Raw genomic sequence first — 13,089 nt, forward strand, 5'->3', positions numbered from 1 at the left:
TTTGAAAGTATCGATAATTACAGTTTGTTACAACTCTGCGGAGACTATTGAAAAGACAATTCAGTCAGTAATTTCACAAAGCTATCAAGATATTGAATATATAATAATTGATGGTGGTAGTTATGATGGCACTTTGGATATATTAACAAAGTATCGCTCTAAGCTGTCAAAAGTAGTAAGCGAATCAGATGATGGTATCTATGATGCTATGAATAAAGGTATTGCTTTAGCAACTGGGGATATCATTGGTATCTTAAATAGTGATGACTGCTATAGTAATAGTGATGTTATAGAGAGTATTGTGAGCGCATTTAAGCAGAATGATAAAGATATGCTTTTTGCAGATTTGAAATTTGTTAATGAAAACAATAAAATTCTGCGTTATTACTCAGCTAAGCGTTTCACTCCAAATAGATTGAAGTTTGGAATTATGCCACCGCATCCAACACTTTTTGTCAAAAAAGATATTTATCAAAAATATGGAGTCTACCGCTTAGATTTTAAGATTGCTGCAGATTATGAAATTTTTGTAAGATTCTTGCTAGTGAATAGACTTTCGTATATGTATTTAAACAAATGTATAATTAATATGTTGGTAGGTGGTGTTAGCACTAGTAATTTGCAGAGTAAAAAGATTATTAACCAAGAAACGATGAAAGCTCTTGAGTTAAATGGTATTAATGCAAATTATTTATGTATTTCGACTAAGTATGTCACCAAAATACTAGAAATACTAAAGGGTCGACTGTTAAACTATTATAAGAAAAACTAAATTTATAAGTATGTAAGACTATTTTGGGAGATTCGTGTGGAAAAAGTAGTTATAAAAGATGTTATTAACTCTAGTGGTGTGAAGTTCGGTACTAGTGGGGTTAGAGGTTTAGTTGTAGCAATGACTGATAAAATTTGTTGGCTATATACTAAGGCTTTTATTCAGTTTTTGGAGCATAAGTACTCAATAACCAAAGGTTCAAAGATTGCTATAGCTCATGATCTGCGTGATAGTAGCCCTAGGATAACTAAGGCTGTGATTAAGGCAGTCAAAGATAGTGGCTATGAACCAGTGTACTGTGGAGAGATCCCATCTCCAGCTGTGATGCTATATGGTATAACTAATCAAATACCATCAGTTATGGTTACAGGTAGCCACATTCCAGAAGATAGAAATGGTATCAAATTTAATACTCCTTATGGAGAAGTTCTCAAAGAAGATGAGGAAATGATTGTTAGCCAAGCGATTATGGTTAATGATAATACTTTTGATAAAAATGACATGTTTTTGCAAAAAATAGAACCACCAAAAATCTGTAATCAAGCACATATGCAGTATGTAGATAGATATTTAGATTTCTTTCCGCGAAATTGCTTGTCGGGTAAGACTATTGGATTGTATGAGCATTCATCTGTAGGGCGTAAGATAGTCAAAGAAATTCTTGAAAAATTAGGTGCTAAAGTTATCTTGCTAGGATTCTCAGAAAGATTTGTATCTGTAGATACCGAAGCAATTCGACAAGAAGATGTAAAGCTTGCAAAACAGTGGGCTAGCGAGTATGAGATTGATAGTATCGTATCAACAGATGGTGATGCTGATAGACCTCTAGTTAGTGATGAGTATGGTAATTGGCTAAAAGGCGATATTCTAGGTGTATTGACAGCTAAATATCTCCAGGCGGATGTTATTGCTACTCCTGTTAGTAGTAATACTGTAGCAGAAAAGATAGGTTATTTTAGTAATGTAATTAGAACTAAAATTGGTTCGCCGTATGTAATTGCTGCAATGAATGAGCTACTTGCTAATAATCAAAGTTCTGTAGTTGGATATGAAGCAAATGGTGGATTTCTATTAGCTAGTGATATATCAAGAGATGACAAAGTCCTAAAAGCATTGGCTACAAGAGATGCTGTGATACCTATGCTTGCTGTGATGATGCTATCTATTGATGCTAATAAAACAGTTTCAGAACTTTTAGTCGATTTACCATCTCGATATACAGCTAGTAGTAAGATTGATGATTTTGCCACTGAAAAAAGCCAAGAGATTCTGAAATCAATATTAGCAGGTGAATCAGATCTTTTAGATAAAGTTATATCTGAGTATTTTGATGGTAAAAATAGCATTGAAAATATCGATACTACAGATGGTGTTAGAGTAACCTTGACTAATCAAGATATTGTCCATCTTAGACCATCAGGTAATGCACCAGAGTTAAGATGTTATACAGAAACTACTACTGAAGAATCAGCTAAGAAACTTAATCAGTGTTGTGTGGATTTGATTAATAACATTCACTAATACTAACTAATAATACTAAATTTCTATCTGAATTTAATCCTGTCGAATTAGATTTCTAAGAACGATAAAAAGATAAAAATAGGTTGGTAGATAAAAAAATGACCTAGGTTTAAATAGCACCTCTTTTCATAGTCTCGAAGAACTCTTCATTAGTTAATGAACCTTTCATTTTTTCTGTTAGGAATTCCATAGCTTGAACATCTTCCATACCACCAAGAATCTTACGCAGTACCCAAAGTTTTTGTAGTTCTTCTGGAGTTGTAAGAAGCTCTTCTCTACGCGTACCAGATCTATCAAAGCTAATAGCAGGGAATACACGGCGCTCTGCAATCTTACGATCAAGATGAAGTTCCATGTTACCAGTACCTTTGAATTCCTCAAAGATAACCTCATCCATCTTAGAGCCAGTTTCTACAAGTGCTGTTGCAATGATTGTTAAACTACCACCTTCGGCAGTATTACGCGCAGCACCAAAGAATCTCTTAGGCTTTTGCAGAGCATTTGCCTCTACACCACCTGATAGTACACGACCTGATGCTGGAGATACAGTGTTATAAGCACGAGCAAGTCTTGTGATTGAGTCAAGTAGAATTACTACATCTTGTTTGTGTTCTACTAGTCTTTTAGCTTTCTCAATTACGATTTCTGCTAACTGGACATGACGAGCTGCAGGTTCATCAAATGTAGATGCTACTACTTCACCACGCACTGAGCGTTGCATTTCTGTAACTTCCTCAGGACGCTCATCGATTAGTAGCATAATTAGGTTACATTCAGGATGGTTTTTGGCAATTGATGTTGCAATATTTTGCATCATAATTGTCTTACCAGTCTTAGGAGGAGCTACGATCAGACCACGCTGACCTTTACCAAATGGTGCAGCTAAATCAATAACTCTCGCAGTTATATCTTCGCTTGAGCCATTACCTATTTCCATAGTTAGCCTTTCTTTAGCGTATTCTGGAGTTAGGTTTTCAAATAGGATTTTTTTTCTAGCTAATTCAGGTGAATCAAAGTTAACACTGTCAATATGCTTTACTGCAAAGTATTTTTCATTATCACGAGGTGGGCGAATCTTACCAACAATACTATCACCAGTTCTTAGGTTTAACTTCCTGATAAAAGCAGGTGAAACGTAGATATCATCAGGAGATGCAAAATATGAGCTATCAGAAGATCTCAAAAAGCCATAGCCATCTTGTAGAACTTCTAAGATACCTTCGCCATATATGTCTTCGCCTTTATCGGCATGGTATTTAAGAATTGAGAAAATAAGTTCTTGTTTTCTTGCACGAAGTGATTCAAGATCTAGACTTTGAGCTATATCCATTAGCTCATTAACAGATTTATACTTTAATTCATTTAAGTTCATTTGATTCTCTATTTATAAAAAATAATATTGATCTAACTAATTATAGATATTTGTCTACGATTGAGATTAATTGAGTTTTTTGTACTACACCAACTTTAGTTTCTTTGCTTTCGCCATCTTTGAAAACCATAAGAGTAGGTGCGCCACGCACACCAAATTTCATTGCGGTTTCTTCGTTGTCATCGATATTTATTTTGCATACTTTAACCTTGTCGTCATAATGCTCAGCAACTTGCTCTAGTATTGGAGAAAGCATCTTGCAAGGACCACACCAAGGAGCCCAAAAATCTAATAATACTGGAGTATTACTATTTAATACTTCGCTTTCGAACTGGCTATCTAATATATCGATACATTTTGACATGCTTTGATTTTCCTTTAAGTTTTTTGATTCTAAAACTGATTAAGCAGAAGCTTCTGCTGTATTTTGATAATTCTATAAGAAGTTAAACTAATTGTTAGTTATTATAAACAAAAAAACTTCTTAGACAAATTTTTTTAGCTATTTTACAGATATTTTTTTATAATGGGGATAGTTATAAAAATAAGCTTTTGTTTTGTATGTCAAAGATAGTCGCAACAGTAGATTTAGGTTCAAATAGTTTTCATATGCTGATAAGTGAAATCAAGCCTGACGGCGAGGTTGTTACATTATCAAAACAAAAGCAAAAAGTACAGCTAAGAGCAGGTCTTAATAATAATCTAACAATTAGTAAAGATGCTCAAGAAAGAGCTATTGAGTGTTTGGAGTTTTTTGCTCAAGAAATTCAAAAATATAAAGTTGAGCATGTAAAAGCAGTGGGCACATATACTCTTAGAAAAGCTAAAAATAATATAAAAGGTTTTAAAAAGAAATTAGATAAAGCTTTAGGGACTAAAATTAAGATTATTTCTGGTCCGGAAGAGGCACGTCTGGTCTATGTTGGGGCTAGAGATAATCACGATGCAAAGCAAAAAACATTAGTTATAGATATTGGAGGAGGCTCCACCGAACTTGTAATTGGAAGAGGTGATAAGATATTAATTGCTCGTAGTCTAGATATGGGCTGTGTAGGTATGCAAAAGGATTACTTTAGTAATGAGAAGCTTGATTTTGCTAATTTCTATGCAGCTACTGCTATGGCAAAAGAAACACTCTCTCCTATTTTAAGTAAATATAAGAGAATTAGCTGGAGCAATGTCTTAGGTTCTTCAGGGACTATTATTGCAGTGGTCGGAATCTGCCAAGAGATTACTGGAGATTGTATTGTTACCAGAGAATTCTTAAACAATCTAATTACAATGATGATGGACAAGCGAGAGGTTGAGCATATTCGCTTTGAGGGCTTGAGAGAGGATAGAGAGAGCGTTTTGGCTGGAGGAGTAGCAATTTTGTATGCTATTTTTGATTGTCTTGGAATTTCTGAAATGAAGTTGTCTAATGGCGCAGTGCGTGAAGGTATGCTATACGAGCTTGTTAAACGTAAGTGCAAGATTGTTATAGATTAGAATAATTAAGAGCGTTAGCTAAAAATCAAAAAAGGATTTATTTAGATGAAGTATGTTCCATTGGCAGCTCGATTAAGACCTCAGAGTATTAAGGAAGTAATAGGTCAGGAGCATATACTATCAAAAAATGGATCATTAACAAAAATTTTGGCTGGTGATGGGATTTGTTCGCTAATACTATGTGGGAAACCAGGTGTTGGTAAAACTACTTTAGCTAAAATTATAGCTAGTTCTAAGCAGTTAGAATTTTTTGAGTTATCTGCAGTTGATTCTGGTGTTAAAGATGTTAAAAAAATAATCGCAGATAATCAACATTTAGGTAGTTTTGTACTATTTTTAGATGAAATTCATCGATTTAATAAATCCCAACAGGATTTACTTCTACCTTATGTTGAGTCTGGCAAAATTATTTTAATTGGAGCAACTACTGAAAATCCAACATATTACTTAAATAATGCTCTAGTTTCGCGAGTATTTATTTTACGATTGAAAAGATTGAATGTTTCAGAGACTCGTAAGCTTATTCAAAGAGCTATAACCAAGGATGAAGTATTAGCAAAACATTCTTTTGGAATAGATGATGATTTATACAATGCTATGCACAACTATAGTGAAGGGGATTGTCGTAAAATTTTAAACTTACTTGAGAGGATGTTTTTAATTAGTGATAGAGCTGACAGGATTGATCTTGATAAGGATCTTTTTGATCAAGCTGTTGGGGAGGCTTCGAGAGATTTTCACCGTGAAGGTAAGGAGTTCTATGAGCAGCTATCGGCTTTTCACAAGTCTGTCAGAGGTACAGATCCTGATGCGGCTGTATTTTGGTTGAGTGTAATGTTAGATAATAGTGCTGATCCTCTAGTTATCGCAAGAAGAATGTTGTGTATAGCTTCAGAAGATATCGGTAATGCTGATCCTCAGGCTTTGAGAGTTGCCATAGATGCTTGGAATGCTTATGAAAAGTTGGGTATGCCAGAGGGAAGGTTGGTTTTGTCGCAGGCTGCTATATATTTAGCTGTAGCACCTAAAAGTAATGCTTGCTATAAGGCGCTAGCAGATGCCCAGCAGATTGTTAAAAGTTTGGGTGATATTGAAGTTCCTCAGCATCTTAAGAACTATAAAGATAGTGATTATTTATATCCACATAATTATCCAAATGCTTATGTAGTACAGCAATATTTGCCAAAAAATATTAGTCAAACTTTTTATACTCCAACTACAGCTGGTTTTGAGTCGAAGATAAAAGTGAAGTTAGATAGTATAAACAAAATCAAGAAGTTATAATTAAGCTATTAAAATTCTATATTTGTATGTTATAATCTTTGGAATTAAATTATATCTAATAAAATTATAACTAGGTTTTATACTGCTATGGCATTGGAAAATTTACTACATCCTACTAATATTAAAATTGATGAATATGCGAAAAATGCTACTAAGTTTTCTTTTGAAGCTCTAGAGAGAGGTGTTGGCTATACACTTGGCTACGCACTTAAGCAGACTATGCTTTATTCTATACATGGTGCATGTGTCACTAGTGTTAAGATTAATGATGGAAAAGTTACTTCATTGGAAGATGTGATTCCGTGTGATGAGACTGTTGCTGATATTATCTTAAATGTTAAATCACTGCCTGTGACTTTAGCAGAAGGTGTTGATACAGGGGTAATTACTTTTGAGCTATCTGGTTCAGAAGAAGAAGTCTTTTCAGAAGAAGCTAAGTTATCCGAAGGTTTAGCAATTACTGAAGAAGTTTTTATCTGTAGCTACAATGGTGGCAAAAAACTTAAGATCGAAGCTAAAGTAGAAAAGGGTATTGGCTACAGACAAGCACAAGAGAACTTCAAAGATGGTGAATTTCTTTTAGATGCTACTTTTTCTCCAGTGTCGTTCTGTGATTATGAGATCAAAGATGCCCGTGTAGGTAGACGTACAGATCTAGATAGGCTTGAACTTAATATCAAGACAAATGGTAATGTCAGTTGTGAAGAAGCTCTAAGAATAGCTGCTACAAAAATACAAAATCAATTAAGAAATATCGTTGATATTGAAGAAATAAATAAAGGGATTTTTGTAGAAGATCCTACTAAAGATATAAATCCTCTTTTATTGAAGCATGTTGAAGAGTTAAACCTTACAGCAAGATCTTCAAACTGTCTAAAAGCTGTGAATATCAGATTGATTGGTGAACTTGTACAAAAGACAGAAAATGAGCTTCTTAAAGCACCAAATTTTGGTAAGAAATCGTTGACAGAAATCAAAGATAAATTATCAGAACTTGGTTTATCTTTGGGTACAATGATTGATAATTGGCCTGAAGATCTGTAATATATAAGAACTACTCTTGCCGGAGTGGTGAAATTGGTAGACGCGCCGGATTCAAAATCCGGTTCTGGAAACAGAGTGCCGGTTCGAGTCCGGCCTCCGGCACCACCTTATTATAAGTGTTCGACTTATACTCTCATAATGTTCCTATCTCATAAATTTTATATACAAAAGAGAATTAGTGCATGAAAAAACCTAACTTTAATATTGTAGTAATTGCGATTATAACTATTATGGGTATGGATCTTATTGATACAACTGTTATGAATAATATCTTACCTAAGATAGCAGAAAGCCTTCATACAACACCTGAATTTCTAAAGATGGGTATCAGTATTTATATGATTGTTATGGGCATGTTTCTGCCTCTTAGTTCATGGATGGCTGAGAAGATTGGCTTTAGATATACTTTAATGTTTGCAGCATCTGGTTTTGGATTATTTTCATTACTATCTGGATTAGCAATGACTGATACTTAGCTTTTTACATTTAGAGCAATTCAAGGCTTGTTTGCAGCATTTTCAGCACCTGTAGCAATGCTTGCTTATCTAAAGCTTTCGGAGAATATGCTCGAGGGAACAGCTACATTATCTAACTATACTTTGATAATGGCAATATCTGGGCAAATTATAGGTGGTATTTTTGCATCTATATCACCAGAATCATGGCGTTTAGCATTTGTGATGCAAGTACCATTTGCCTGTTTTGCAGTTGTTGCTATATATAAATATTTTCCACAACAAATATCGAATAATCAAAAGCAGAGAATTGATTTTGTTGGTCTTTGTCTGTTAGGTTTTTCAATATCTGCACTCTTTATATTAAGTGAAATTCTCTTAAAAGACATTGATGTGTCAATTAAAATATATCTTGGTATATGTGTAGCTTTATCGATTTTTTTATATGCTATTACATACAGAAAAATCAGAAATCCAATAATTGACTTAAGTATTTTTAGTAATAAAAATTTTACGATAGCTTTTGTTTCAAACTTTTTGTGTAGACTAACAACTTATTGGGTGTTCTTTGCTTCGCCGGTTGTTTTATATCATCTTAGTCATTTGAATACGATATACATATCTATTATGTCAGTGTGTTTGATGATTGGTACTATTGTTTCTAAAAAAAAACTGCCAAACAAGTAGTTTATTTATATGGCTATAGAACATGTATGGTGTTAGGTTTGCTTGGTGTATCTTCAGTGATGTTAATCTCAATTTTATTTGATATTCACTATAATTATATTACATTCTGTGCTGTTGCTATGGGATATGGATTTGTACTGGGTATGTATCAAACCTCATCAAATGCAGTAATGTATGCAGTAGCTGATAAAGATAAGTTAGATAGTGTAAACACTCTTAAAAGCTCTGGCAATATGATTTCGTCAGCATTTGCTTTGACTATTTTTACTATAACTTATGATATTTATTATAAATATGATATTAGCCACCATTGGTTAGATAGATTTTTAAATGTTTTTACCCAAACTTATTATCATATTGTAGTTACAGCGGCACTGGCACAGATTGTTTTGGTTGCATGGATAATTTTAAAAATGGATAATATCAAAGAAACTCTTCAAAAAAAGCCTTGCTTGATAAATAGTTTTTGTATCATCAATAATTTATAATGGGGACAGTGATTAACTAACTCAAATATAGTAGATTATGATAATAGATTCACACTGTCATTTAAATTACCTAAAATTAGATGATATAAACCTTGAGAAGGTTATTAATAATGCAAAAACCGCTGGTATTGAAAAGATTGTTTCAATAGCTGTCGCATGGGATGAAATAGCTGATATAGAACAAATCGCAGAAAATTTTGATAATGTATATCATTCGGTAGGAGTCCATCCTGGCGAGCTTGATACGTACCAACCAAGTGTTGATGATATCATAGCGCGTTCACAACATAATAAATGTGTTGCTATAGGCGAGACTGGTTTAGATTATTACTATAATGGTAGTGATACTAGAGAAGCTCAGATAAATAAATTTGTAAATCATATACAAGCGGCAAACGAGGTTAATAAACCTGTTATTATCCATACAAGATCAGCAAAACAAGATACACTTGATATATTAAAAAGTGAAAACGTAGAGAAGTGTGGAGGAATATTACATTGCTTCACAGAAGATTATGATATGGCAAAAAAAGCCTTAGATATGGGTATGTATATATCATTTTCTGGTATCTTGACCTTCAAAAATGCTAAAGATATTCAAGAAACTGCCAAGAAATTACCTCTTGATAGAATATTGATTGAAACAGATGCACCTTATCTGACCCCAGCACCTTTGCGAGGCAAGCCAAATTATCCAGAGTATGTGAAGTATGTAGCACAGTTTTTGGCTGATCTGAAATGTATCTCGTATGATGAGGTTGCTAAGCAAACCTACAAAAATACCTGTGAGGTCTTTAAACTATAAGAGCATAACTTATGAAAAAAGGTATAAATCTATTCGATGTAATTCCTAATACATCTAATGAAGAGATTTTTATAGATCTTCTGAAAAATGATAATACTCACATAGAAAAGATTATATCTTATGGTCAGGTTACGCCTATGGATGAACCATATATCCAGAGTCATGATGAATGGGTTGTTGTACTTAAGGGTATGGCAAAGCTTAGGTTAGATAATAATGATTATATTTTGGATGAAGGAGAGCATTTATTTATTCCTAAAAATACTAAGCACTGGGTTACATATACAGAAAATCCGACTATTTGGCTAGTAATTCATTTAAAGAGGTAATACATTTTGGTGCATTTTTTTTCTGAGCATTTTTATTTTTTGTGTATATTTATTGTGGCTATGGGTTTTTTAGCAAGCTTTATAGATGCTATAGCTGGAGGTGGAGGGTTGATAAGTATACCAGCTCTAAGTATGACGGGTTTGCCAATTGTGACAGTACTTGGCACAAACAAGCTTCAGGCTAGTATTGGTACTGCTATGGCAGTGTTGAAATATTATAAAAGTGGCTTAATTAGCATCAAAACAGTTTTAAGAGGACTTATAGCTGGATTTATTGGTGCTTGTTTAGGTACTATATTAACTTTGGTTATTCATAATGATTTTATGAATACTTTAGTTCCTGTTCTATTAATAGTAGTTTTTATTTTTAGTATTTTGAATAAAAATTTAGGTGTTAATCAAGGTAAAAAAAGAATGTCAGAGATGGCTTTTTTTACAATATTTGGTTTTATATTAGGTGCCTATGATGGTTTTTTTGGTCCAGGAACAGGTAATTTCTGGATTATTACTATAGTTTATTTTCTTGGTTATACATTTTTACAAGCATCAGGATACGCAAAGGTTCTTAATCTAAAAAGTAATCTATTTTCTTTAGCTGTATTTGCATTGTCTGGTCAGGTAAATATAGCATTTGGATTGCTGATGGCGGTTGGTAGTTTCTTTGGTGGGATTGTCGGTTCAAGAATGGTTATACTCAAAGGATCTAAGTTAGTTAGGCCAATATTCATAGTTGTTGTAGGAGCTAGTATTTTACTAATGATTAAAAGTAACTATTTTTCTTAATCGAGTTCATTACGGTATCTATTTAAATAAATTTTAATGTTAAAAGACTTTCTGCGATGTTATAATATGTAAATATTTTTCTAAATAATTAATTATTATGGATAATCAAAACGCGTTAGAAATAAAGAATCTTACCAAAGTTTATAAGGGTGGTTTAAAAGCGGTTGATGACATTAGCTTTGAAGTTAAAAAAGGTGATTTCTTTGCTCTTTTAGGACCTAATGGAGCCGGTAAGTCAACAACTCTAGGAATGATATCATCACTTGTAAACAAAACTTCAGGGCAAATAAAAATCTTTGGATATGATATCGATAAAGATTATATCCAAGCGAGAAAGCATCTAGGTGTGATGGCTCAAGAGATAAATCTAAATATCTTTGAGAAGCCTATGGATATTTTAGTTACACAAGCAGGCTTTTTTGGCATCTCTAAAAAAGAAGCTATACCTTATGCTGAAGAGCTCTTAAAGAAAGTAGATCTTTATGAGAAAAGAAATACTCAAGTCAGATTTTTATCTGGTGGCATGAAAAGACGATTAATGGTTGTTCGAGCTCTTATACATAAACCTAAACTTCTTATCCTTGATGAGCCAACAGCAGGTGTTGATGTTGAGCTTAGAAACTCACTGTGGGAAATGATTTCAGAGTTTCACAAAGAAGGTTTGACAATTATCCTTACAACACATTATTTAGAAGAAGCTGAGTCAATGTGTAAACATATCGCACTAATTCATAAAGGTAAATTATGTGTTAATACTGATATGAAGACTTTTTTAAAGTCAGCTGATAAGCATACTTATATTTTTGATCTTAAAGAAAAGTGTCAGCATGAGTTGAAATTAGATCTTGGTGAAGTTAAAAAAATAGATGACTATACAATCGAGGTCGAAGTTACTAAGGGTGTGGTGCTTAATAAGATATTTGCTGAATTATCAAGTAAATATGATTTGGATGTTTTAGATGTACGTTCAAAAGAAGCAAAGCTAGAAAAGCTATTTATAGAAGTAGCTAGAAATAAGTAGGTGATTTTATGAGTTTAAGAGATTTTTGGATAACATATATCACGATTTTTAACCGTGAATGTAAAAGAGTTTTTAGAATTTGGCCGCAGACATTATTACCATCTGTAATTACAATAATTTTATATTTTTTGATATTTGGTAAGGTTGTAGGCTCACGTATAGGTATGATGGACGATGGTATTACCTATATGCAGTATATCACTCCTGGCTTGATAATAATGGCAGTGATTCAAAACTCATATGGTAATGTAGTTAGCTCTTTCTTTGGCATCCGATTTAGTAAGGCTCTCGAAGAGCTATTGGTATCTCCTGTTAGTAATCATGTGATTGTGCTTGGATATATTTCTGGTGGTATTTTTAGAGGTTTTTTAGTCGGTATATTTGTTAGTATTGCAGCATTTCTATTAGGTGGATTTAGTGTTATTCATAGTGTACCTTTAGTATTGGCTGGATTTATATTTTGTGGAGCATTATTCTCACTTGGTGGATTAATAAATGCGATATTCTCACAAAAGTTTGATGATACTACGATATTCCCTACATTTATTCTAACTCCACTAATATACTTAGGTGGGGTGTTTTATAATATAAATAATCTTACTGGGTTTTGGCATTTCATTTCATCATGTAATCCATTATTTTATATAGTTGATTTTGTAAGATTTGGATTTTTGGGAGTTTCTACAGTTAATCCGTACTATGCATTTGGAGCGATAGTGGCTTTTACATTTATACTATATTACGCTTGTTGGTATTTGTTAGATAAGGGTATTAGATGCTAGATTGTATTCTGAAAGTTTTAAATAGTTGAAAGAGAGTTCCAAATATAGTTTATTAGGTTTTGACGAAACTAAAATAAACGATAAGGAACTAAAAAATGCCAAAGCACTTAACTCTTTCAAATAGATATTGTATAGAAGAATTACTTAAATTAGGATACCAAACATCTCAAATAGCCAATAAAATTGGCTATAGTGAAAGAGCTATAAAAAAGGAACTTAATCGCACTAGTATAAATAGTGACTATAATGCTGAGATAG

The 13,089-nt window shown here is 33.1% G+C and carries 13 protein-coding genes, 1 tRNA gene and 1 pseudogene; 13 read left to right on the forward strand and 2 right to left on the reverse strand.

Annotated features, from left to right (window positions below; all coding sequences use genetic code 11):
• Position 1: 1 nt before the first annotated feature.
• Complete coding sequence (locus F8C69_RS00730) at positions 2-772, forward strand: glycosyltransferase family 2 protein (protein ID WP_159183812.1); 771 nt, start codon at positions 2-4, stop codon at positions 770-772.
• A gap of 36 nt (positions 773-808) precedes the next feature.
• Positions 809-2,293 (forward strand): phosphomannomutase, encoded by a 1,485-nt coding sequence (locus F8C69_RS00735; RefSeq protein WP_159183813.1) that lies wholly within the window; start codon positions 809-811, stop codon positions 2,291-2,293.
• Between the two features lie 109 nt (positions 2,294-2,402).
• Here the strand turns inward: F8C69_RS00735 and rho are convergent, their stop codons facing one another.
• Both rho and trxA read right to left on the reverse strand, forming a co-directional pair.
• Positions 2,403-3,665 carry a transcription termination factor Rho gene (gene rho, locus F8C69_RS00740; protein ID WP_044526686.1) on the reverse strand — a complete coding sequence of 421 codons (1,263 nt, stop codon included), beginning with the start codon at positions 3,663-3,665 and terminating at the stop codon, positions 2,403-2,405.
• 40 nt (positions 3,666-3,705) lie between these two features.
• Positions 3,706-4,029, reverse strand: coding sequence for a thioredoxin (gene trxA, locus F8C69_RS00745; RefSeq protein ID WP_159183814.1), 324 nt, complete (start codon positions 4,027-4,029; stop codon positions 3,706-3,708).
• Between the two features lie 197 nt (positions 4,030-4,226).
• On the opposite strand from trxA, the gene F8C69_RS00750 reads away from it, so the two are divergent.
• The 11 genes and pseudogenes from F8C69_RS00750 to F8C69_RS00800 form a co-directional block, all read left to right on the forward strand.
• On the forward strand, positions 4,227-5,153 hold the full coding sequence (locus F8C69_RS00750) for a Ppx/GppA phosphatase family protein (RefSeq protein WP_159183815.1): 927 nt from the start codon (positions 4,227-4,229) through the stop codon (positions 5,151-5,153).
• A 45-nt stretch (positions 5,154-5,198) separates the two neighbouring features.
• Positions 5,199-6,437, forward strand: a complete 1,239-nt coding sequence (locus F8C69_RS00755) for an AAA family ATPase (RefSeq protein WP_159183816.1) — start codon at positions 5,199-5,201, stop codon at positions 6,435-6,437.
• Positions 6,438-6,524: 87 nt separating this feature from the next.
• Positions 6,525-7,481, forward strand: coding sequence for a DNA-directed RNA polymerase subunit alpha (locus F8C69_RS00760; RefSeq protein WP_159183817.1), 957 nt, complete (start codon positions 6,525-6,527; stop codon positions 7,479-7,481).
• A gap of 18 nt (positions 7,482-7,499) precedes the next feature.
• Positions 7,500-7,586: transfer RNA gene (locus F8C69_RS00765), tRNA-Leu, on the forward strand.
• A 77-nt stretch (positions 7,587-7,663) separates the two neighbouring features.
• Positions 7,664-9,111: pseudogene (locus F8C69_RS11135) on the forward strand (MFS transporter).
• A 37-nt stretch (positions 9,112-9,148) separates the two neighbouring features.
• Positions 9,149-9,916 (forward strand): TatD family hydrolase, encoded by a 768-nt coding sequence (locus F8C69_RS00775; protein ID WP_159183818.1) that lies wholly within the window; start codon positions 9,149-9,151, stop codon positions 9,914-9,916.
• An 11-nt stretch (positions 9,917-9,927) separates the two neighbouring features.
• Positions 9,928-10,245, forward strand: coding sequence for a cupin domain-containing protein (locus F8C69_RS00780; RefSeq protein WP_159183819.1), 318 nt, complete (start codon positions 9,928-9,930; stop codon positions 10,243-10,245).
• 6 nt (positions 10,246-10,251) lie between these two features.
• On the forward strand, positions 10,252-11,028 hold the full coding sequence (locus tag F8C69_RS00785; RefSeq protein WP_159183820.1) for a TSUP family transporter: 777 nt from the start codon (positions 10,252-10,254) through the stop codon (positions 11,026-11,028).
• A 97-nt stretch (positions 11,029-11,125) separates the two neighbouring features.
• A complete protein-coding gene (locus F8C69_RS00790) occupies positions 11,126-12,049 on the forward strand; it encodes an ABC transporter ATP-binding protein (protein ID WP_159183821.1) in 924 nt (307 codons plus the stop codon).
• A gap of 8 nt (positions 12,050-12,057) precedes the next feature.
• Positions 12,058-12,831 carry an ABC transporter permease gene (locus F8C69_RS00795; RefSeq protein WP_159183822.1) on the forward strand — a complete coding sequence of 258 codons (774 nt, stop codon included), beginning with the start codon at positions 12,058-12,060 and terminating at the stop codon, positions 12,829-12,831.
• 95 nt (positions 12,832-12,926) lie between these two features.
• A partial coding sequence (locus F8C69_RS00800) for a helix-turn-helix domain-containing protein (protein WP_159183823.1) occupies positions 12,927-13,089 on the forward strand: 163 nt, incomplete at its 3' end.

It is taken from the genome of Francisella noatunensis subsp. noatunensis, from assembly GCF_009823375.1.
GTDB lineage: Bacteria > Pseudomonadota > Gammaproteobacteria > Francisellales > Francisellaceae > Francisella > Francisella noatunensis.

Coding starts and splice junctions, on each gene's coding strand:
- rho (WP_044526686.1), bottom strand. CDS start 3,665: ATGAACTTAAATGAATTAAAGTATAAATCTGTTAATGAGCTAATGGAT.
- trxA (WP_159183814.1), bottom strand. CDS start 4,029: ATGTCAAAATGTATCGATATATTAGATAGCCAGTTCGAAAGCGAAGTA.
- F8C69_RS00750 (WP_159183815.1), top strand. CDS start 4,227: ATGTCAAAGATAGTCGCAACAGTAGATTTAGGTTCAAATAGTTTTCAT.
- F8C69_RS00755 (WP_159183816.1), top strand. CDS start 5,199: ATGAAGTATGTTCCATTGGCAGCTCGATTAAGACCTCAGAGTATTAAG.
- F8C69_RS00760 (WP_159183817.1), top strand. CDS start 6,525: ATGGCATTGGAAAATTTACTACATCCTACTAATATTAAAATTGATGAA.
- F8C69_RS00775 (WP_159183818.1), top strand. CDS start 9,149: ATGATAATAGATTCACACTGTCATTTAAATTACCTAAAATTAGATGAT.
- F8C69_RS00780 (WP_159183819.1), top strand. CDS start 9,928: ATGAAAAAAGGTATAAATCTATTCGATGTAATTCCTAATACATCTAAT.
- F8C69_RS00790 (WP_159183821.1), top strand. CDS start 11,126: ATGGATAATCAAAACGCGTTAGAAATAAAGAATCTTACCAAAGTTTAT.
- F8C69_RS00795 (WP_159183822.1), top strand. CDS start 12,058: ATGAGTTTAAGAGATTTTTGGATAACATATATCACGATTTTTAACCGT.